Raw genomic sequence first — 19,613 nt, forward strand, 5'->3', positions numbered from 1 at the left:
CAGGCCCGGCCACCGGCAGAGGCGGCGGCTGCGCGTGCGGTGGTGGCCGAAGCCCCTGCAGCTCTGGCCACCGGCCTGGTGCTGGCCCTGGTGGGGGCGATTGCCTTCAGCGCCAAGGCCATCATCGTCAAGCTGGCCTACCGCCACGGGGTGGATGCCGTCACGCTCATCATGCTGCGCATGCTGTTTGCGCTGCCTTTCTTTCTGGCCATCGTGTGGTGGAGCGGGCGCCCGCGCGGCGGCATCACGCCACCAGCCCTCACGCGCGCCGACACGCTGGGCGTGCTGGGTCTGGGTTTTTGCGGCTACTACCTGGCGAGCTTTCTGGACTTTGCCGGGCTGGCCTATATCAGCGCCTCGCTGGAGCGCCTGATCCTCTACCTCAACCCCACGCTGGTACTGATCCTGGGGCGCACGCTGTATGGCAAGCCCATCAGCCGCAACCAGATGCTGGGCATGGCGATCAGCTACTGCGGTGTGCTGCTGGTGTTTGGCCACGAGGTGCAGCTGGCCGGCTCCGACGTGGCGCTGGGCGCGGGGCTGGTGTTTCTGAGTGCGGTGGCCTATGCCATCTACCTGTCCTACAGCGGCGAGCTGGTGCTGCGCCTGGGCTCCCTGCGCCTGGTAGGCTTGGCCACCAGCTTCGCCTGCGTTTGCTGCATCCTGCAGTTCGTGCTGCTGCGGCCCTTGCAGTCAGCCTTTGCGGTGGCGCCCGAGGTGCTGTGGCTGTCGCTGCTCAATGCTATTGGCTGCACGGTGATTCCGGTGCTGCTGGTGATGATGGCCATAGAGCGCATTGGCTCGGGCCTGGCCGCGCAGATCGGCATGGTGGGCCCCATGTCCACCATCACCATGGGCGTGCTGCTGCTGGGTGAGCCCTTTACCGGCTGGGTGGTGGTCGGCACCGTGCTGGTGCTGCTGGGCATTTATGTCTGCAGCCGCGCGCCGGCACATTTGTGGCACCATGCAGCGCGCAAGCCAAACCCGGCAAACCATCCAACACAGAAGAGACGACCATGACGCAGATTACTTCCCGTGCCATCCACATCAGCCAGCATGGCGGCCCCGAGCAGCTCAGCCTGGTGCAGGTCACCGTGGGCGAGCCCGGTCCTGGCGAAATCCGCATCCGCCACAAGGCCGTGGGCCTGAACTTCATCGACGTCTACCAGCGCAGCGGCCTCTACCCCATGAACCTGCCCATGCAACTGGGCATGGAGGCCTCGGGCGTTGTCGAGGCGGTGGGCGAGGGCGTAACCCACCTGCAGGTGGGCGACCGCGCCGCCTATGCCAGCCAGCCACCTGGCAGCTACTGCGAGGTGCGGGTGATGCCCGCCAAGTGCGTGTGCAAGCTGCCCGACGGCATTGGCTTTGACACGGGTGCCGCCATGATGCTCAAGGGCCTGACCGCACAGTACCTGCTGCGCCGCACCCTGCCTCAGGGTGGCTTGAATCCCGGCGACTTTGTGCTGTTCCATGCCGCTGCCGGCGGCGTGGGCCTGATCGCCTGCCAGTGGGCCAAAGCCCTGGGCCTGCAGCTCATTGGCACAGCCGGCTCGGATGCCAAATGCGCGCTGGCCAAAGAGCATGGTGCTGCCCACGTCATCAACTACGCCACCGAAGATTTCCAGGCCCGCGTGAAGGAAATCACCGGCGGACGCGGCGTGAAGGTGGTCTATGACTCGGTGGGCAAGGACACCTGGGACAAGTCGCTGGACTGCCTGGCACCCTTTGGCCTGATGGCCAGCTTTGGCAATGCCTCGGGCCCGGTGGCACCGTTCTCGCCCGGCATCCTTGGCCCCAAGGGCTCCATCTACGTGACCCGCCAGACCCTGTTCACCCACATTGCCACGCGCGAATCTACGCAGGCCATGGCCGACGAGTTGTTTGCGGTGGTGTTGTCGGGTGCGGTGAAGATTCGCATCGACCAGCGCTTTGCGCTGGAAGATGTGCAGGCCGCGCACCGTGCTTTGGAGGCGCGCCAGACCACGGGCTGCACCATCCTGACGCTCTAGGGCCTGCCTATAATTCCCTGCATGGTCAGAACACATGGTTTCCTGCTCACGCGTCACATCCGCTGGGCGATTGTCCTGGCCCTGCTGGTCAATGCGGCCTCACTGTTCACACCCGTCATCAACGAGGGTGACTCGGTCCTGTACGCGGTGCTGTCCCAGCACATGGTGCAGACCGGCAACTGGGGTGACCTGGTTCTGGACAAGTTGGACTGGCTCGACAAGCCGCACTTTCCCTTCTGGCTGACGGCGCTGTTCTTCAAGATCGGCGGCGTCAGCACTTTCAACTACATCCTGCCGGGCTTTCTGTTCCATTTGCTGGGCAGCTACTACACCTACCGCATTGCCCGCATGTTTTATGGGCGTGATGTGGCCTTGCTGGCGCTCCTGATGGTGGTGTCCACCTACCACCTGATGTACACCTCCAGCGCCATCAAGGCCGAGGCTTTTTTGACTGGAAGCATCACCGCTGCCTGCTACTACTGGCTACGCTATGACGCGCGGGCCCGGGCGAAGTACCTGCTGCTGGCCGCGCTGTTCAGCGCTATTTCGGTGATGACCAAGGGCATCTTCACGCTGATCACCATTGCCAGTGGGCTTGCCTGTGTCTGGATATACCGTGGCCAATGGCGCAACTTCTGGAGCCCCAAGTGGCTGCTGGCGCTGGCCCTGTCGCTGCTGTTTACCTTCCCCGAGGTGCTGGCGCTGTACGTCCAGTTTGATGCGCACCCCGAGAAACTGGTGTTCGGCAAGACCGGTGTGTCGGGCATCCGTTTCTTCCTGTGGGACAGCCAGTTTGGGCGCTTCTTCAACTCCGGCCCGATCAAGAACGAGGCAGGCACACCGCTGTATTTTGTGCACGTGTTCATCTGGGCCTTCCTGCCCTGGGTTGCCGCCTTTGTGGCGGCCCTGGTTGCGGGAGTGCGTGCGTTTGCCGGGCAGAACCAGGAGGAGCGCGCGAAGTTTGTATTCCTCTGCGGCGCGTTCTTTGTGACTTTTGGCCTGTTCAGTGCCACTTCCTTCCAGCTGGACTACTACACCGTCATCCTGTTCCCGTTCGCAATCATCCTGTGCGCGAACTTCATGCAGCAGTGGCTGCAGCGCGACAGCACCCCGTTCTTTGTGGCCCAGATCGGTGTGCTGGTGTTCACGCTGGTACTGGTGTTTGCCTTGGCGGTGTATGTGGGCAACGCACGCTTGCTGGTCGGCCTGTTGCTGATGGCCTGTGCAACTGTGGCGTACGCCGTGGTGCAACGCCGATACATACGCCCGCTGACTGCGGTGATTTATCCGGTGGTGGCCGTCTGCATGCTCTATGTATTCCTGGAAGCGACGACGCTGGGCATCAACCTCCAGTACGGCATGGCCTACAACCTGAACAAGCTGCTGGCGCAGGACCGCAGCACCCCTGTCTATGTCTACCAGTTTGACTCCATCGTTGCTTGGGAACTTGGCATTTACCGCGACGCGCCCAGTGTGGGTGTTCAATCCGCCGCGCAATTGCCCGGGCCGGGTGCCGACTACATCCTGGTGGTACGCGAGGCCCAGATCGCCGAGCTGTCTGCTGTGCTGGGGCGCACCCAACTGCTGGCCCAACGCGCGTGGGTAGACCACAAAACCGGCACATTGCCTCGGCAGCTCAACCTGGCCCGAGGTGTTGAGCCGCTGGACCAGGTCAGCGTGCTCAGGGTGACGCCGCCCTAGAACAGAAAGCCGGTGGACAGCACCTGTTCACTCATCCAGATGGTCTGGTCGGCTGTGCCCTGGTACACCGGAACACCCCGCAAAGCGCCATAGGCCACTTTTTGTGTGAGTTCGAGATAGATGGACTTGTAGACCGTGTAGCGCACACCCACTTCGACGCCAGCTGTCCAGCCATTGAGTTGCCACCAGTCACCACTGGAGCAGCAGACGTTCTGGTTCTTGGGGCCCACCTGGTTGTCGTTGCCGAAAATGGTGACGTCGGCGTGGGGCAACAAGATGCCTGCTCCAACGCGGCTGATCAGTTGCAGGTCACCCGGCTTTTGGATCGGCCCTGCCAGGTGGTGCAGCCAGACCGCATTGAGCATGATGTGGTTCAAGCCGTTGTGCAGGGCGTAACTGAAGTTCTGCGGGGTGATCGTCATGTTTCCGGTGGAGGGGCCGGTGGTAATGGTTCCGCTGACCGGCACGGTCTGGTTGTAGTCGACGTTGTACTTGCTGTGGTCCAGGGAGAACTCGATGGCGAAGGTTTTCTCCGGGTTCATGAACTTGCCAATCCGCACGTTTTCCTGGGGATTGGTGAAGTCCAGGCTGAACAGGGATGTGACGGTGTCCGACACACTGGAGGGGTAGTCGCTGGCCGCCGCCTGGTGCAGCGTGAAATCATTGCCAAGCCCGGGCTGGGACACGTGGATGTCAGACGGTGCGTATTGCTGGCGGCTGTAGCCCCAGGAGAAATACCAGTTGTTTTCGCCCTTAAGGGCGCGATCAAATTGGGCCTGGGTGGTGGACTGCGAGGCGGGGCTGGTCACTGCTGCAGTCGGCGCCTCCGCTGCAACCTGGGCCAGAACCACGGAGCAAGGCACGATGGACAAGGCCGCCGCAGCGATCAGGCGCTTGGAAAATTTTGATGTCATGGGGAGGTCTTGAGGGCTGTGAATGGGTGGTGGCCGTTGGCCAGCCGAAGGCCGGATTTTATCGCCCATCCCGTGGAATGGGTTGACCGGGGTCAACGGCCGCGCCGTACGCGCAGCAACTCGTCCAGGATCAGACAGGCCGCGCCTATGGAAATCGCGCTGTCGGCCACGTTAAAGGCCGGGAAGTGGTAGCCGTGGCTGTGGAAGTCCAGAAAGTCCACCACATAGCCATGCACCATGCGGTCCACCACGTTGCCAATGGCTCCGCCCAGTATGCAGGCCATGGCAAAGGAAAACAGGCGCTGGCCGGGGTGGCTCTTGAGCATCCAGATGATCACACCCGCTGCAACAAGCCCTAGCGCGGTGAAGAACCAGCGCTGCCAGCCGGAGGAGTCGGCCAGGAATGAAAACGCCGCGCCCCGGTTGTGCGCCCGCACCACGTTGAAGAAGCTGGTGACGTAGGTGCTGTCGCCCAAGTGGTAGTAGCCCACGATCAGCACCTTGGTGAACTGGTCGACCAACATGATGATGAAGGCCAGGCCCAGCCATTGCAGCATGCCGGAGCTGCCCGCGCGCTGCAGGCCGATGCCGCCTGATTTTTTGGAGGCGCGGGCCATCAAATGCCTCCCGCCGGGGGCAGCGAATACGCGCAGCGTTGAGCGTGGGGGCGCATCATGCAAACGCTCGCACTTCACCGGCGCCATAGAGATTGCTGACGCAGCGCCCGCACAGCGTGGGGTGTGCGGCCACGCTGCCCACATCGCTTTGGTAGTGCCAGCAGCGTTCGCACTTGGTGGCGTCCGAGGGCCTGACCGCAATCGCCAGTTCATCGCCTGCCGCCAGGGTGATACCCGAGGTGATGAACACGTATTTCAGGTCCGCGCCCAGGCTGGAGAGCAGGGCGTGGTCGGCAGCAATCACGGTGAGCGTGACCTCGGCCTGCAAGGAGGCACCCACCTGACCGGCCGCACGCAGGACTTCGATGTCCTTGTTCACGGCTTCGCGCAGCTCGCGCACGCGTGCCCACTTGGCCAGCAGCGCCTCATCCGCGGGCACCAGTGGCAAGTAGGTTTCCAGGAAGATGGTCTGGGCTTTGGCCACCTTGCCGGCCTCACCCAGCACGGCCCAGGCCTCTTCGGCGGTGAAGCTCAGGAAGGGCGCCATCCAGCGCAGCATGGCCTGGGTGATCTGCCACAGCGCGGTCTGGGCCGAGCGGCGGGCCAACGACTTCGTGGCCGTGGTGTAGAGCCGGTCCTTCAGGATGTCCAGGTAAAACGCGCCCAGGTCCTCGCTGCAATACACCTGCAGCTTGGAGACCACGGGGTGGAACTCGTAGACGTTGTAGTGCTTGAGGATGTCTTCCTGCAGGGCTGCCAGACGGCTCAGCGCATAGCGGTCGATCTCCAGCATCTGCTCGGGCGCCACGGTATCGGTGCTTGGGTCGAAGTCGCTGACGTTGGCCAACAGGAACTTGAGCGTGTTGCGCACGCGGCGATAGGTGTCCACCACGCGGGCCAGGATCTTGTCGTCGATGTTGAGGTCGCCCGAGTAGTCGGTGGAGGCCACCCACAGGCGCACAATTTCGGCGCCCATCTTGTCGGTCACGGTTTGCGGTTCGATGGTGTTGCCCAGCGACTTGCTCATCTTGCGGCCTGCGCCGTCGGTGGCAAAGCCGTGGGTCAGCAGGCCCCGGTAGGGCGCGCGGTCAAACAGGGCGCAGCCCAGCAAGAGGGAGCTGTGGAACCAGCCGCGGTGCTGGTCATGGCCTTCCAGGTACAGGTCGGCCTCAGGGCCTTCTGCGTGGAAGGGCGCTCGGCCATAGGCGTTCTTGTGGCTGCCGCGCAGCACATGCCAGAAGGTGGAGCCGCTATCGAACCAGACTTCCAGAATGTCGGTGCTCTTGGTGTAGAGGGGGGCGTCTGCCGCACCCAGAATTTCTTCGGTGGTCACGCGGCTCCAGGCTTCGATGCCGCCTTGTTCCACGATGCTTGCTGCCTGGTCCAGGATCTCCATGGTGCGCGGGTGCAGCTCGCCGGAATCCTTGTGCAGGAAGAAAGGCACAGGCACGCCCCAGCTGCGCTGGCGGCTGATGCACCAGTCGGGCCGGTTGGCAATCATGTCGCGCAGACGGCTCTTGCCGTTTTCGGGGTAGAACTGCGTGTTTTCGATGGCATCCAGCGCGAGTTGGCGCAGGGTCTTGGGCGCCTTGTCCTGGGTGAACACGCCCTCGCCCTCGTCCATGCGGATGAACCACTGGGCCGCAGCCCGGTAGATCACCGGAGTCTTGTGGCGCCAGCAGTGCGGGTAGCTGTGGGTGATGGGGCTGGTGGCCATCAGGCGGTCACTTTGGGCGAGCACCTCGATGACGCGGGCGCAGGCCTTCCAGATGTGCTGGCCACCAAACAGCGGCAGCTCGGCCGCATAGGCGCCATTGCCCTGCACGGGGTTCAGGATCTCGTCGTACTTCATGCCGTGGGCCACGCAGCTGTTGAAGTCATCCACGCCGTAGGCAGGCGCGGAGTGCACGATGCCGGTGCCGTCGCTGTCGCTGACGTAGTCGGCCAGGTACAAGGGGGACAGGCGCTTGTAGCTGTATTCACTGTTGCCGCTATCTGTGTCGTACAGGGGATGGCGGAACACCAGGCCGCGCAGGGCTTCGCCCCGGGCGGTGGCGATCACACTGCCTTCGAGCTGGTAGCGCTCCAGGGCCTTGTCTACCAGCGCAGCACCCAGCAGCAGCACGCCGCGGGGCGTGTCCACCAGGGCGTAGTCCAGCTCGGGGTTGGCGTTGAGCGCCTGGTTGGCGGGGATGGTCCAGGCGGTGGTGGTCCAGATCACGGCGAAGGCTTTTTTGCTTCCTTCGCCGGGCAATCCGGACAGGCCAAAAGCTTTTGCCAGAGCGGCCGTGTCATTCGACTCAAACGCCACATCCAGCGTGTCGCTCTTCTTGTCCGCGTATTCGATCTCGAATTCGGCGAGCGATGAGCCGCAGTCAAAGCACCAGTACACGGGTTTCAGTCCACGGTACACAAAGCCGCGCTCGATCACACGCTTGAAGGCGCGGATCTGGCCGCCTTCGTTGGCCGGATCCATGGTGCGGTAGGGGCGGTCCCAGTCGCCCAGAACGCCCAGGCGTTTGAAGTCCTCGCGCTGCTGGTTGATCTGCTCGGTGGCGTAGGCGCGGCTCTTGGCCTGCATGTCATCGCGGCTCAGGTTGCGGCCGTGCAGCTTCTCGATGGCGTTCTCGATGGGCAGCCCATGGCAGTCCCAACCGGGGATGTATTGCGCATCAAACCCTGCGAGCTGCTTGGACTTGACGATCATGTCTTTGAGCACCTTGTTCAGCGCGTGGCCGATGTGCAGTTTGCCGTTGGCGTAGGGCGGGCCGTCGTGCAGCACAAACAGGGGCGCGCCCAAGCGGGCGTCGCGCAGCTGCTTGTAGGTGCCTTGCTCGCTCCAGGCTTTGGCCCAGGCGGGTTCGCGCTTGGGCAGGTCGCCGCGCATGGGGAAGGCGGTGTCGGGCAGGTTCAGGGTGCTGCGGTAGTCAACTTTTTCGGACATGGCGAAATCTCGGGTTTTTGGGGCGCTGGGCTTAACGGGTGGATGGCAGTGCGAATGCAGGACTGCCACCGGTAGGGGGTTCAGGAGACGCGGGGCCAGGTGCGTCCGGGGGCCCCGTCAAATTCGGCTGGCAAGCCAGGCACGTGCGTCGTCACAGTCGCGGCGTATGCCTTGGGTCAAGGCGTCCAGACCATCGTATTTCAACTCGTCGTGCAGTTTGTGCAAAAGTTCCACCCGGATGATTTTACCGTAGGCCCCCTCGGCCCCCAGGGCCTCGGGCCAGTCCAGGCAATGCGTCTCCAGCAGCACGCGCCCACCATTCACGTCATTGGGGTCAATCGAGGGGCGCACGCCCAGGTTGGCCACGCCACGCAGAGGCGCGTCCGACAGGCCGTGCACCAGCACCACAAAGATGCCGCTGGCGGCGGGCTTCCAGTGCGCAAAGCGCAGGTTCAATGTCTTGAAGCCCAGCGTGCGGCCCAGCTTGCGCCCGTGCACCACGTGGCCGGAGATGCAGTAGGGGCGGCCCAGCAGGCGCGCTGCATCCTGCATGCGGCCCTCTCCCAGAGCCTGGCGCACAGCCGAGCTGGAGACGCGCAGGCGGTGCACCTCATAGGAGTTCATGCGCGCCACATCGAAGCCGTAGCTCTCGCCCAGCGTGTCCAGCGTGGCGTAGTCGCCCGCGCGCTTGGCACCAAAGCGGAAGTCGTCGCCCACCAGGATGTAGCGCGTGCCCAGGCCACGGATCAGCACGTCCTGCACAAAAGCCTCGGGCGACAGGCCCGCCAGCCGCGCATCGAAGGGCAGCACGATGGTCTGGTCCACACCGCAATTGCCCAGGTCCACCAGCTTGTCGCGCAAGGTGCCTACGCGTGCGGGCGCCAGGTCGGGCTTGTTCTGAACCGCCGCGAAGAAATCGCGTGGATGGGGCTCGAAGGTCAGCACGCAACTGGGCACGCCGCGCTGGGCTGCCTCGCCGCGCAGTAGGGAGAGCATGGCCTGGTGGCCCCGGTGTACGCCGTCAAAGTTGCCAACCGTCAGGGCGCAGGCCCGGGCCACGCCGGGGTGCTTGAAGCCGCGAAAAACCTTCATGGAGTCGTTATCTTTTTGATAGCAGGCAGCGCCCTTGGGCACGGCCTGTGAAGCGAAGTTGTCATGGAAACCCTGTATATTGTCGCTTAGCGCAGCCTCAAGCCGGTCTTGAGAGGGGCGCACCTGACATTTGCAGTCCGTATTGGTGGTTTTAACCGTTGATGGAGGTCTTGAGTGAAAGTCTTGAAGTTGTCGGCCCAGGGGCTTCCGCAGTCCTGGATTACGCTGGAACAGGCGGTGATCCACTATGCTGCAAACGAGGTGCGCTGGGAGTCGGGTGCCGAAGTGGCCGTGTTCCATGGCGGGCACAACGCGCGCACCGGGCAGCAGTCCATCATCCGCGTCAACAGCATCATCGGCACGCGCGGTGTGCCCAACATCAACCCCTTCAACCTGCGCCCGGGCCTCACCAACGGCAAGCTGTTCATCCGCGACCGCAACGTCTGCGCCTACTGCGGTGGCCATTTCCACGAGACCGACCTGACGCGCGAGCACATCATTCCCTTTGCCCAGAAAGGCATAGACACCTGGATGAATGTGGTCACGGCCTGCCGCCCCTGCAACCACCGCAAGAGCAGCCGCACGCCCGAGCAGGCCAACATGCCGCTGCTCTACACGCCCTATGTGCCCAGCCTGTGGGAAGACTTTATTTTGCGGAACCGCCGCATCCTGGCCGACCAGATGGAGTTCCTGATGGCGCATGTGCCACGGTCTTCGCGGCTGCTGGTTTAGCGGCCACAGGTCTCTTCATCGTCGCGGCGCTTGGACCGCGCACCGGCCCCAAGTGGCCGGTTTTTTCAGTCGACAGGGAGTGCATCCATTTGCTGGAGTTCACTCACCCATGTCCACCGCTGATTCAACTGCTTTTGATCCCCTGATGCTTGGCCGCCGTGCACTGCTGCACGCCGGTCTGGTACTGCCTTTTGCCACGGTGTTACCACGGCCGCAAGCTCATGCAGCCACTGCCACATCGAGTGTGGATGCCATGCTGGCCACGCCCTGGCAAGCCCGCCTCCACCCCGCCGACTACCTGGTGAGCGAAAAGCTCGATGGTGTGCGGGCCTTGTGGGACGGCAGCACGCTGCGCTTTCGCAGCGGCAGGCCCATTGCCGCACCCGCCTGGTTTCTGGCGTCCTTGCCTGCCATCTCGCTCGATGGTGAACTGTGGGCGGGGTGGCGCAGCTTTGATGCGTTGTCCGGCGCTGTGCGCAAGGACGTACCGGTGGACGCCGAATGGCGCACCCTGCGTTACATGGTGTTTGACTTGCCGCATGACCGCCGCCCGTTTGCCCAGCGCGCCTCGTACCTTGCCGACCTGTTGGCCGCAACAGCCCAACCCTGGCTGCAGGCCGTGGCCCAAACCACTGTGCCCGATGCCGCAGCACTCCAAGCACGTTTGAAGAAAGTGGTTGCAGGAGGCGGCGAAGGCCTGGTGCTGCACCGCGCCGACGCCTTGTGGATGCCAGGGCGCAGCGAGGCCCTGCGCAAGCTGAAAGTCCAGTCTGACGAGGAGGGCACAGTGCTGGCTCACGTGGCAGGCCGCGGCAAATACCAAGGCCGCATGGGCGCGCTGCTGCTGCAAACCCCGGACGGCCAACGCTTCGCGCTCGGCACCGGCTTCAGTGATGCCGACCGCGCCAACCCGCCTGCGGTGGGTTCGGTGGTGACCTACCGTTACCGGGACAGGACGGTTACAGGGCTGCCCAAGTTCGCGAGCTTTTTGCGGGTGAGGGCGGCGGAATAGGCCAGTCCCCGTGGGTCTGCTTGTGTCAGCCCGTAATTTCGATGGAAGGTGCCTTGTCGTCCACCAATGCGGCGTGGATGGCATCCGCGTTGTCCAAGAGCACCTTCAAGGTAGCTGCGCGGCTTTGGTTGCGGGTCTTGAGCCAAATGACCTGCGGCGGCTAGCCCCAGACCAAGGTCAGTTCCTGAAAATCCGAGTCACGGGTGACGATGGTGTAGCCCTGATCTTTAGCCAGTTGCCAAATGCTGGCATCGTCCGCCGACTCTATACCCAGCAAAGTAACTTGGCTGGACTCCGGGTGGGCGTGTTGCAAAAAAGGAACCAGCCTGCGTGACAGGTTTTCGTCCAGCAACAGCTTCATTGCAGTTTGAGCGATGCAATGGAATGTTCCCGATTGGCTGCATAGGCCAAAACTGCCAATATGTCCTCTTCCACCAGTTCGGGAAAGTCTTCCAGTATTTCCTTGTGTGTCATGCCGTCGGACAACATGGTGAGCACGTCGTAGACGGTGATGCGCAGCCCCCGCACGCAAGGGCGTCCACCTCGTTTACCTGGCTCCAAGGTAATTCGGCTCATGTCGCATCCTTTGCTGGTCACTGGGTTGAAAGAGCATTCTAGGCAAAGCCGCCCGCCATGACAAAATCCCCGCACATGAAAAACATTGTCATCCTGATTTCCGGCGGCGGCTCCAATATGGCGGCTGTGGTGCGCACGGCCGAGCGCGAACACTGGGCCAAGCGCTACGGTGCCAAGGTGGCGCTGGTGATCAGCAACAAGGCGGATGCGAAGGGTCTGGACTTTGCCCGCGCCCAAGGTATTGCCACCGAGGTCCTGGACCACAAGTCCTACCCCAGTCGCGAAGCCTTTGATGCCGCGCTGGGCGATTTGATTGCACGCTACGACACGCCAGAGCAGCCCGCCTTGGTGGTACTGGCGGGCTTCATGCGCATCCTCACCCCTGCCTTTGTGGAGCGCTTTGCCGGACGGCTGACGAATATCCATCCCTCGCTGCTGCCAGCCTTCACCGGGCTGCACACGCACCAGCGCGCCATCGATGCGGGCGTCCAGTTTGCCGGTGCCACCGTGCACCTGGTGACGGCCGAACTGGACCATGGGCCCATCCTGGAACAGGCGGTGGTGCCTGTGCTGCCAGACGACACTGCGGACACATTGGCGGCGCGCGTGCTCACGCAGGAGCACCTGATTTATCCGCGGGCGCTTGCGCGCTTGCTAGAGGGGCACTGAGCCTTCGGCCACCTTGGCAAAGCGCGGCTGGCGCACGCCCTGGAATTCGATCTCTTCCAAAAACATCGCGGCCGGGCGCACCCACAGGCCGTGTTCGCCGTACAGCGCCCGGTACAGGGTCAGGGGTTCCAGCGTCTCGCTATGGCGCACGGTGTCAATGACCTGGTAGAGATTGCCCTTGTAATGCCGGTACAAACCAGGCGGTGTGATGATCAGTGTGGGGAGGTTTTCTATGGTCATGGGACAATGGAGGGCTATGCACCCAAAAGCTTTGTTGGACGCCTGCGCCGAATTGGTCAGGCTCACTCTTAAATTCGACCATCCGGCTGACGCCATTGTGGCCCGTTTCTTCCGCGACAACCGCGGCCTGGGGCCGCGCGAGCGGGCCACCATGGCCGAGACGGTGTACACCGTGCTGCGCAAAAAGCAGCTCTTTGACCACCTGGCTCCCTCGGGCAGCGGCCCCAAGGAGCGGCGTCTGGCCATCCTGGGCTTTTACGGCCCTGGTGATTTTCTGCGCAGTGCGCTCACCGACCAGGAAGTGCGCTGGCTCGATGCCTGTGAAAAAGTAGACCCGGCTGACCTGATGGAGCGCCACCGCCACAACCTGCCCGAGTGGCTGGTGCAGCCCCTCAAGGAACAGGTGGGTGCGGGCTTCTGGCCGCTGGTGGAGAGTCTGAATAAAGGTGCGGGGCTGGACCTGCGCGTGAACGACTTCAAGGCCAAGCGTTCCGACATCCAGAAAGAACTGGCTCAGGCCGGCATAAAGGCCGTGCCCACGCCGTACTCGCCCTGGGGTCTGCGCATTGCTGGCCGCCCGGCCCTGAACAAGATGGAAGCCTTTACCCGCGGCGACTTTGAGGTGCAGGACGAAGGCTCCCAACTGCTGGCCATGCTGGTGGATGCCAAGCGCAGCGAGATGGTGGTGGACTTTTGCGCTGGAGCTGGCGGCAAGACCCTGGCCCTGGGTGCGGCCATGCGCAGCACCGGGCGCCTGTACGCCTTTGACACGTCGGCACACCGCCTGGATTCCTTCAAGCCGCGCCAGGCCCGCAGTGGCCTGTCCAACGTGCACCCTGCGGCCATCGCGCATGAGCGCGACGAGCGCGTCAAGCGCCTGTCGGGCAAGATCGACCGCGTGCTGGTGGATGCACCGTGCACCGGCATGGGCACACTGCGCCGCAACCCCGACCTGAAATGGCGCCAGAACCTGCAGACCGTGGAAGAAATGGCAGTGAAGCAAGCAGCCATTCTGCAAAGTGCTGCGCGCCTGCTCAAAAGCGGCGGGCGCCTGGTGTACGCCACCTGCAGCGTGTTGCCCCAAGAGAACGAAGCCATTGCCGAAGCCTTTAGCGCGGCCAATCCGGACTTTGTGCCGATGTCTGTGGGAGAAGTGCTGACCGGCCTGAAGGTGAGCGATGCGGCCAAGCTGTGCAGCGGCGGTGAGGACGGCCAGTTGTATTTGCGCTTGTGGCCTCATCTACATGAGACAGACGGCTTTTTTGCTGCCGTCTGGCAAAGGAAATAGGGCAGGGAAAACGCTGCTTGCCAGCAGCCCCTTGCCACTTAAAATAGCACTCTGCATCGTTGGTTTGAGGCGAGCGCCCCAAGCACATTATTTTTATATAAATGGGTGGAAGTATGTTGTTACCTGACTGGACCGTGCTGAACGCAGCAATCGAGTGGCTGTCGCACGGAGTGCTCTCCTGGAGCTGGTGGCAGATTGTGTTGTTTGCCCTGGCTGTTACGCACATCACCATGATCAGCGTCACCGTGTTTCTGCACCGCCACCAGGCCCACCGCGCGCTCGACCTGCACCCCATCGCCTCCCATTTCTTCCGCTTCTGGCTGTGGCTGACCACCGGCCAGGTGACCAAGGAGTGGGCCTCCATCCACCGCAAGCACCACGCCAAGTGCGAGCAGCCCGATGACCCGCACAGCCCCCATGTCTACGGCATCAAGACGGTGCTGACACGGGGCGCCGAACTCTACCGCGCCGAGTCCATGAACCAGGAAACTCTGGCCCGCTACGGGCACGGAACACCCAATGACTGGCTGGAGCGCAATCTGTACACGCGCTTCTCGTGGCAGGGTGTGGGCCTGATGATGATCATCGACCTGAGTCTGTTTGGCGCCGCCGGTCTGTCTGTGTGGGCCCTGCAAATGGCCTGGACGCCGATCATGGCCGCGGGCATCATCAATGGCGCGGGCCACTACTGGGGTTATCGCAATTTCGAGGCGCCGGATGCCAGCACCAACATCTCGCCCTGGGGCATCCTGATTGCCGGTGAAGAACTGCACAACAACCACCACACCTATCCCACCTCGGCCAAGCTCTCGGTTAAGCCCTACGAGTTCGACATTGGCTGGATGTACATCAGCCTGATGCAGATGGCAGGTCTGGCGCGCGTGAAGAAGACACCGCCCAAGGCCGCCTATGGCGACATCCGCCCTGTGGCCGATGAGAAGACGCTCGAAGCGCTGATTGCCAACCGCTACGAAATCATGGCCGGTTACGCCAAGGGTGTGCGCCAGGCTGCCCGCGAAGAGTTTGAAGCCATGAAGACCCGTAGCGCCGATGCCGCCGTGATCAAGGCGGCCAAGCGCTGGATGCACCGTGATGAAGAAAAAGTCCCTGCATCCGTAGCGCCAGAATTGGCCAAGGCCCTGGCCGCCTCACCCGTGCTCACCAAGATGGTGACCATGCGGGAGGAACTGCGCCAACTGTGGCTCAACACCCATGTGTCGCGCGACCAGTTGACGCTGGACCTGCAGGGCTGGTGTCACCGGGCTGAAGAGAGCGGTATTTCTACTTTGCGCGAGTTTTCTCTGCGGTTGCGGGCGGCTCGGGTTTAGGTTTTTATGTCTGTGTCTTTTTAAGGCACTTCTATCGGGCGGGGGATGGGGTGTCGGTATGGGCCTCATACTGGAGTACCAGAAATCGGCCCATACCGACACCCCATCCCCCGCCGGTCATTGGCTCGCGGTGCATTGCAATACCTAAGGCTAAATCCGATAACCACGAGCACTGTCTATTGTGTTTGGGTCATGCAGCACCAATGGTCCGCGGGAGGGCTGGCTTGGGTGGCTGACGATTTGCGGTACTCCGCTATGAGGAAGCTACCCAAGCCAGCCCTTCCGCAGCGCAAGCAACAACGCTACTAAAGCCGCAGCGCAAGAAACAACGTCACCAAAAAAACACCAGGCGTAAAAAAGCCCGCATACAGCGGGCCTTCTTACTGGAGAAAAAACTGAATTACTTCAGCTTCATTTCCTTGTAGTCCACATGCTTGCGAGCCTTGGGATCAAATTTCTTGATCAGCATCTTCTCGGGCATGGTTTTCTTGTTCTTGCTGGTGGTGTAGAAGTGACCAGTGCCAGCTGTAGATTCAAGCTTGATTTTTTCGCGTCCGCCTTTGGTTGCCATGGTGCTACTCCTTAAGCTTGGCCACGTGCGCGCAGATCTGCGAGCACAACATCAATACCGTTCTTGTCGATCAAACGCAGACCAGCGTTCGAAATCCGCAGGCGGATCCAACGGTTTTCTGACTCGACCCAGAAACGGCGGTATTGCAGGTTCGGCAGGAACCGGCGCTTGGTTTTGTTGTTGGCGTGGGAAACATTGTTCCCGACCATGGGGCCTTTGCCCGTTACTTCACATACGCGTGCCATGAGGACACTCCGATATAAACAGCTATCACTGGCGATCAAAACAACTTGCGCAACCGCTAAGGTCTGCACGTTGTCCGATCTCGCTCTAGCCTGACCTCGCCAAGAAAAAGGGTGGCGGTAACCCTGTGCTGTTGCCAGCAAAGCCGCTGATTATAGCCTGATTGCGCAACCGGCCCCTTGGGGCCAGTTGCGTGCTTATTCCTGTTCCAGGAAACGCTGTGCGTCGAGCGCTGCCATGCAGCCGGTGCCGGCGCTGGTGATGGCCTGGCGGTACACATGGTCGGCCACGTCGCCAGCGGCAAACACGCCGGGCACGCTGGTCATGGTGGCAAAGCCGTTGAGGCCGCCCTTGGTGATCAGGTAGCCGCTGTTCATTTCCAGTTGGCCATTGAAGATCTCGGAATTGGGCGCGTGGCCGATGGCAATGAAGCAGCCCTTGAGGGTCAGGTCTTCGGTGCTGCCGTCCACCGTGCTTTTCAGGCGGATGCCGGTCACGCCCGAAGCATCACCCAGCACTTCATCCAGCGTGGCAAAGGTCTTGAGTTCGATCTTGCCGGCAGCCACCTTGTCCATCAGCTTGTCGATCAGGATGGCCTCGGCCTTGAACTTGTCGCGGCGGTGCACCAGATACACCTTCTTGGCGATGTTGGAGAGGTACAGCGCCTCTTCCACGGCGGTATTGCCGCCGCCCACCACGCAGCACACCTCTTCACGGTAGAAGAAGCCGTCGCAGGTCGCGCAGCCGGAGACGCCGCGGCCCATGAAGGCGGTCTCGGAGGGCAGGCCCAGGTACTTGGCGGAGGCGCCGGTGGCCAAGATCAGGCTGTCGCAGGTGTAAGTGTCTGTATCACCCTGGAGCGTGAACGGGCGCTTGGACAGGTCCACGGTGTGGATGTGGTCGAACACGATGTCGGTCTTGAAGCGCTCGGCATGTTCCAGAAAACGCTGCATCAATTCAGGGCCCTGCACGCCGTTCACATCGGCGGGCCAGTTGTCCACTTCGGTGGTGGTCATGAGCTGGCCGCCCTGGGCAATGCCGGTCACCAGCATGGGGCTGAGGTTGGCGCGGGCGGCATAGATGGCGGCGGTGTAGCCTGCGGGGCCGGATCCCAGAATCAGGACCTTGGCGTGTTTGGATGCGGACATGGGGTGCTTTCAAAGAAGGGGTGCTGGGGGACAAGGGTGCTTGCTGCCCAGGCCTGCATTGTAAATAGGAGCATATGGGCCTGCTTCAAGGGCGGGAACAGGCGGGTGTCGGGGTGGCCCGGCCCGCTTGGGGTGCAGCCATTGCTTGGGGTAAGCTTGCAGGCACTGGTTTTTTACATGACATATTCGCTCCATACGCTTTCCTCTTCCGGGCCACGCCCTGCTGCCACGCCCACTGGTTTTGCCCGCTTTGCCAATGAAATGGCACTGGTCACCGGGTTTGTGCTGGTGGCCGTCTGGCTGCTGGCCATGCTGAGCTATTCGCCACAGGATGCCGCCTGGTCCACCTCGGGTTCGGGTGCTGCTGTGCTCAATCGCGCCGGGCGCCTGGGTGCCTGGATTGCCGACATGAGCTATTTCCTGCTGGGCTATTCGGTCTGGTGGTGCCTGGCTGTGGCTGTGCGCCAATGGTTGTCACTGCTGGCACAGCGCCTGCGTGGCGACGCCTTGCCTTCTGACGCACCACAGGCCGCCTCGGGTGAGAACGGTGTGCAGCACCACCGCTGGACCTTCTGGTTGGGCCTGGCCCTGCTGCTCTATGCGAGCAGCACGCTGGAGTGGAGCCGCATGTACCGTTTTGAGACCCTGCTGCCCGGACACAGTGGTGGCGTGCTGGGTCAAATGTTGGGGGCCTGGAGTGTGCGCTGGCTGGGCTTTGCAGGTTCTGGTCTGGTGGCCATTGTGCTGGGCGTGGCGGGGTGTGCCCTGGTGTTCCGCTTCTCCTGGATGCAGGTGGCCGAGCGGCTGGGTGCCTGGGCGTATTCGTTTATCGAGCAGCAGCGCGAAAAGCGCGAGATGGCACAGGACATGGAAATCGGCCAGCAGGCCATGCGTGAGCGCGAGGAAGTGGTGTTCGAAGAGCGCGAAGAAATCATCCAGCACCACGCTCCGCCCGTCATCATCGAGCAGCCCGTGCACCTGGAAGCCGCACAGAGTACCCGCGTTGCCAAGGAGCGGCAAAAGCCGCTGTTCATCGACATGCCCGACAGCAAGCTGCCGCAGGTGGCCCTGCTGGACGAAGCGCTGCTGCGCCAAGAGACCGTGTCGCCCGACACCCTGGAGATGACCAGCCGCATGATTGAGAAGCGGCTCAAGGACTTTGGTGTGGAAGCCCGCGTGGTGCTGGCCCAGCCCGGGCCGGTGATCACCCGCTACGAGATCGAACCCGCCACCGGCGTGAAGGGCTCGCAAATCGTCGGCCTGGCCAAGGATTTGGCGCGTTCGCTCAGCCTGGTATCTATCCGCGTGGTGGAAACCATTCCTGGCAAGAACTACATGGCGCTGGAACTGCCCAATGCCAAGCGCCAAAGCATCCGCCTGGCCGAAATTTTGGGTTCGCAGGTCTACAACGAGGCCAAGTCCCTGCTGACCATGGGCTTGGGCAAAGACATCATCGGCAACCCCATCGTGGCCGATCTGGCCAAGATGCCCCACGTGCTGGTGGCCGGTACCACCGGCTCGGGCAAGTCGGTGGGTATCAACGCCATGATTCTGAGCCTGCTCTACAAGGCCGAGGCGCGCGATGTGCGCCTCTTGATGATCGACCCCAAGATGCTGGAAATGTCGGTGTACGAGGGCATACCGCACCTGCTGGCGCCCGTGGTCACCGACATGAAGCAGGCGGCCAACGGGCTGAACTGGTGCGTGATGGAAATGGAGCGCCGCTACAAGCTGCTCAGCAAAATGGGCGTGCGCAATCTGGCCGGTTACAACACCAAGATCGACGAGGCCAAGGCCAAAGGCGAGTTCATCTACAACCCCTTCAGCCTGACACCCGGAGAGCCCGAGCCCCTGGAGCGCCTGCCGCACATTGTGGTGGTGATCGACGAGCTGGCCGACCTGATGATGGTGGTGGGCAAGAAGATTGAAGAGCTGATTGCGCGCCTGGCACAAAAGGCGCGCGCCGCTGGCATCCATCTGATTCTGGCCACACAGCGCCCCAGCGTGGATGTGATCACCGGCCTGATCAAGGCCAACATCCCGACCCGCATCGCCTTCCAGGTGTCCAGCAAGATCGACAGCCGCACCATCCTCGACCAGATGGGTGCCGAGGCACTGCTGGGCATGGGTGACATGCTTTACATGCCCAGCGGTACTGGCCTGCCGATTCGCGTGCACGGTGCCTTTGTCAGCGACGAGGAAGTGCACCGCGTGGTGAGCTACCTGAAAGAGCAGGGCGAGCCCAATTATGTGGAAGGCCTGCTCGAAGGCGGCACGGTGGACGGGGACGATGGCAACGGTGGCGGCGCGGGTGACACCTCGGGTGAAAAAGACCCGATGTACGACCAGGCCGTGGAAGTGGTGCTGAAGAACCGCAAGGCCAGCATCTCGCTGGTGCAGCGGCATTTGAAGATTGGCTACAACCGCGCCGCGCGCCTGGTGGAAGACATGGAGAACGCCGGCCTGGTCAGCGCCATGAGCACCAGCGGCCAGCGCGATATTCTGGTTCCGGCCCGCAACGAGTAA

19 protein-coding genes are annotated in these 19,613 nt (G+C 62.4%); 9 read left to right on the plus strand and 10 right to left on the minus strand.

Features of this window, described 5'->3' with window-relative positions:
* The first annotated feature begins 39 nt into the window (after window positions 1–39).
* Genes DIC66_RS12150 through DIC66_RS12160 form a run of 3 tightly spaced genes read left to right on the plus strand, consistent with a single transcriptional unit; the run spans window position 40 to window position 3,713 of the window.
* The gene (locus DIC66_RS12150; protein ID WP_233505898.1) at window positions 40–1,020 is read left to right on the plus strand and encodes a DMT family transporter; all 981 of its coding nucleotides are present in this window, start codon (window positions 40–42) and stop codon (window positions 1,018–1,020) included.
* Window positions 1,017–2,012, plus strand: coding sequence for a quinone oxidoreductase family protein (locus DIC66_RS12155; RefSeq protein WP_117177512.1), 996 nt, complete (start codon window positions 1,017–1,019; stop codon window positions 2,010–2,012). The genes DIC66_RS12150 and DIC66_RS12155 overlap by 4 nt, the downstream gene beginning before the upstream one ends.
* 21 nt (window positions 2,013–2,033) lie before the next feature.
* Window positions 2,034–3,713 carry an ArnT family glycosyltransferase gene (locus DIC66_RS12160; protein WP_117177515.1) on the plus strand — a complete coding sequence of 560 codons (1,680 nt, stop codon included), beginning with the start codon at window positions 2,034–2,036 and terminating at the stop codon, window positions 3,711–3,713.
* Here the strand turns inward: DIC66_RS12160 and DIC66_RS12165 are convergent.
* The 4 genes from DIC66_RS12165 to DIC66_RS12180 form a co-directional block, all read right to left on the minus strand.
* On the minus strand, window positions 3,710–4,627 hold the full coding sequence (locus DIC66_RS12165) for a hypothetical protein (RefSeq protein WP_117177517.1): 918 nt from the start codon (window positions 4,625–4,627) through the stop codon (window positions 3,710–3,712). The two genes, DIC66_RS12160 and DIC66_RS12165, sit on opposite strands and share 4 nt — an antisense overlap.
* Before the next feature lie 92 nt (window positions 4,628–4,719).
* Window positions 4,720–5,244 carry a signal peptidase II gene (gene lspA, locus DIC66_RS12170; RefSeq protein WP_199534726.1) on the minus strand — a complete coding sequence of 175 codons (525 nt, stop codon included), beginning with the start codon at window positions 5,242–5,244 and terminating at the stop codon, window positions 4,720–4,722.
* A gap of 55 nt (window positions 5,245–5,299) precedes the next feature.
* Window positions 5,300–8,188, minus strand: coding sequence for an isoleucine--tRNA ligase (gene ileS, locus DIC66_RS12175; RefSeq protein WP_117177519.1), 2,889 nt, complete (start codon window positions 8,186–8,188; stop codon window positions 5,300–5,302).
* A 117-nt stretch (window positions 8,189–8,305) separates the two neighbouring features.
* On the minus strand, window positions 8,306–9,280 hold the full coding sequence (locus DIC66_RS12180) for a bifunctional riboflavin kinase/FAD synthetase (RefSeq protein WP_117177616.1): 975 nt from the start codon (window positions 9,278–9,280) through the stop codon (window positions 8,306–8,308).
* A 174-nt stretch (window positions 9,281–9,454) separates the two neighbouring features.
* On the opposite strand from DIC66_RS12180, the gene DIC66_RS12185 reads away from it, so the two are divergent.
* Window positions 9,455–10,012 carry an HNH endonuclease gene (locus DIC66_RS12185; RefSeq protein WP_117177521.1) on the plus strand — a complete coding sequence of 186 codons (558 nt, stop codon included), beginning with the start codon at window positions 9,455–9,457 and terminating at the stop codon, window positions 10,010–10,012.
* 109 nt (window positions 10,013–10,121) lie between these two features.
* Window positions 10,122–11,024, plus strand: a complete 903-nt coding sequence (locus tag DIC66_RS12190) for a DNA ligase (protein WP_233505893.1) — start codon at window positions 10,122–10,124, stop codon at window positions 11,022–11,024.
* Window positions 11,025–11,184: 160 nt separating this feature from the next.
* Here the strand turns inward: DIC66_RS12190 and DIC66_RS23255 are convergent, their stop codons facing one another.
* Window positions 11,185–11,385, minus strand: a complete 201-nt coding sequence (locus DIC66_RS23255; protein WP_199534727.1) for a DUF5615 family PIN-like protein — start codon at window positions 11,383–11,385, stop codon at window positions 11,185–11,187.
* Window positions 11,382–11,600 (minus strand): DUF433 domain-containing protein, encoded by a 219-nt coding sequence (locus DIC66_RS12200; RefSeq protein WP_117177523.1) that lies wholly within the window; start codon window positions 11,598–11,600, stop codon window positions 11,382–11,384. Before DIC66_RS12200 ends, DIC66_RS23255 begins: the two co-directional genes overlap by 4 nt.
* Before the next feature lie 75 nt (window positions 11,601–11,675).
* Here DIC66_RS12200 and purN point away from each other — a divergent pair, with 75 nt between their 5' ends.
* A complete protein-coding gene (gene purN, locus DIC66_RS12205; RefSeq protein ID WP_117177525.1) occupies window positions 11,676–12,269 on the plus strand; it encodes a phosphoribosylglycinamide formyltransferase in 594 nt (197 codons plus the stop codon).
* Here purN and DIC66_RS12210 read toward each other — a convergent pair.
* Entirely contained in the window at window positions 12,255–12,509 is a 255-nt protein-coding gene (locus DIC66_RS12210; RefSeq protein ID WP_117177527.1) for a DUF1653 domain-containing protein, read from the minus strand. The genes purN and DIC66_RS12210 overlap by 15 nt on opposite strands.
* 16 nt (window positions 12,510–12,525) lie before the next feature.
* On the opposite strand from DIC66_RS12210, the gene DIC66_RS12215 reads away from it, so the two are divergent.
* Both DIC66_RS12215 and DIC66_RS12220 read left to right on the plus strand, forming a co-directional pair.
* Window positions 12,526–13,797, plus strand: a complete 1,272-nt coding sequence (locus DIC66_RS12215; RefSeq protein WP_117177529.1) for an RsmB/NOP family class I SAM-dependent RNA methyltransferase — start codon at window positions 12,526–12,528, stop codon at window positions 13,795–13,797.
* A gap of 113 nt (window positions 13,798–13,910) precedes the next feature.
* Window positions 13,911–15,125 (plus strand): DesA family fatty acid desaturase, encoded by a 1,215-nt coding sequence (locus DIC66_RS12220; RefSeq protein WP_117177531.1) that lies wholly within the window; start codon window positions 13,911–13,913, stop codon window positions 15,123–15,125.
* Window positions 15,126–15,525: 400 nt separating this feature from the next.
* On the opposite strand, the gene rpmG is transcribed toward DIC66_RS12220, so the two are convergent.
* The 3 genes from rpmG to trxB all read right to left on the minus strand — a co-directional run bounded on the left by rpmG (window position 15,526) and on the right by trxB (window position 17,087).
* Window positions 15,526–15,696 carry a 50S ribosomal protein L33 gene (gene rpmG, locus DIC66_RS12225; protein WP_011465453.1) on the minus strand — a complete coding sequence of 57 codons (171 nt, stop codon included), beginning with the start codon at window positions 15,694–15,696 and terminating at the stop codon, window positions 15,526–15,528.
* Window positions 15,697–15,707: 11 nt separating this feature from the next.
* A complete protein-coding gene (rpmB, locus tag DIC66_RS12230) occupies window positions 15,708–15,941 on the minus strand; it encodes a 50S ribosomal protein L28 (protein WP_117177533.1) in 234 nt (77 codons plus the stop codon).
* A gap of 195 nt (window positions 15,942–16,136) precedes the next feature.
* Window positions 16,137–17,087 carry a thioredoxin-disulfide reductase gene (gene trxB, locus DIC66_RS12235; protein ID WP_117177535.1) on the minus strand — a complete coding sequence of 317 codons (951 nt, stop codon included), beginning with the start codon at window positions 17,085–17,087 and terminating at the stop codon, window positions 16,137–16,139.
* Window positions 17,088–17,264: 177 nt separating this feature from the next.
* On the opposite strand from trxB, the gene DIC66_RS12240 reads away from it, so the two are divergent.
* Entirely contained in the window at window positions 17,265–19,613 is a 2,349-nt protein-coding gene (locus tag DIC66_RS12240; RefSeq protein WP_117177620.1) for a DNA translocase FtsK, read from the plus strand.

This window comes from Rhodoferax lacus (assembly GCF_003415675.1).
In the GTDB taxonomy this organism is placed as follows: Bacteria; Pseudomonadota; Gammaproteobacteria; order Burkholderiales; family Burkholderiaceae_C; genus Allorhodoferax; species Allorhodoferax lacus.

Coding starts and splice junctions, on each gene's coding strand:
- DIC66_RS12155 (WP_117177512.1), top strand. CDS start 1,017: ATGACGCAGATTACTTCCCGTGCCATCCACATCAGCCAGCATGGCGGC.
- DIC66_RS12160 (WP_117177515.1), top strand. CDS start 2,034: ATGGTCAGAACACATGGTTTCCTGCTCACGCGTCACATCCGCTGGGCG.
- DIC66_RS12165 (WP_117177517.1), bottom strand. CDS start 4,627: ATGACATCAAAATTTTCCAAGCGCCTGATCGCTGCGGCGGCCTTGTCC.
- lspA (WP_199534726.1), bottom strand. CDS start 5,244: ATGGCCCGCGCCTCCAAAAAATCAGGCGGCATCGGCCTGCAGCGCGCG.
- ileS (WP_117177519.1), bottom strand. CDS start 8,188: ATGTCCGAAAAAGTTGACTACCGCAGCACCCTGAACCTGCCCGACACC.
- DIC66_RS12180 (WP_117177616.1), bottom strand. CDS start 9,280: ATGAAGGTTTTTCGCGGCTTCAAGCACCCCGGCGTGGCCCGGGCCTGC.
- DIC66_RS12190 (WP_233505893.1), top strand. CDS start 10,122: ATGTCCACCGCTGATTCAACTGCTTTTGATCCCCTGATGCTTGGCCGC.
- DIC66_RS23255 (WP_199534727.1), bottom strand. CDS start 11,385: ATGAAGCTGTTGCTGGACGAAAACCTGTCACGCAGGCTGGTTCCTTTT.
- DIC66_RS12200 (WP_117177523.1), bottom strand. CDS start 11,600: ATGAGCCGAATTACCTTGGAGCCAGGTAAACGAGGTGGACGCCCTTGC.
- purN (WP_117177525.1), top strand. CDS start 11,676: ATGAAAAACATTGTCATCCTGATTTCCGGCGGCGGCTCCAATATGGCG.
- DIC66_RS12210 (WP_117177527.1), bottom strand. CDS start 12,509: ATGACCATAGAAAACCTCCCCACACTGATCATCACACCGCCTGGTTTG.
- DIC66_RS12215 (WP_117177529.1), top strand. CDS start 12,526: ATGCACCCAAAAGCTTTGTTGGACGCCTGCGCCGAATTGGTCAGGCTC.
- DIC66_RS12220 (WP_117177531.1), top strand. CDS start 13,911: ATGTTGTTACCTGACTGGACCGTGCTGAACGCAGCAATCGAGTGGCTG.
- rpmG (WP_011465453.1), bottom strand. CDS start 15,696: ATGGCAACCAAAGGCGGACGCGAAAAAATCAAGCTTGAATCTACAGCT.
- rpmB (WP_117177533.1), bottom strand. CDS start 15,941: ATGGCACGCGTATGTGAAGTAACGGGCAAAGGCCCCATGGTCGGGAAC.
- trxB (WP_117177535.1), bottom strand. CDS start 17,087: ATGTCCGCATCCAAACACGCCAAGGTCCTGATTCTGGGATCCGGCCCC.
- DIC66_RS12240 (WP_117177620.1), top strand. CDS start 17,265: ATGACATATTCGCTCCATACGCTTTCCTCTTCCGGGCCACGCCCTGCT.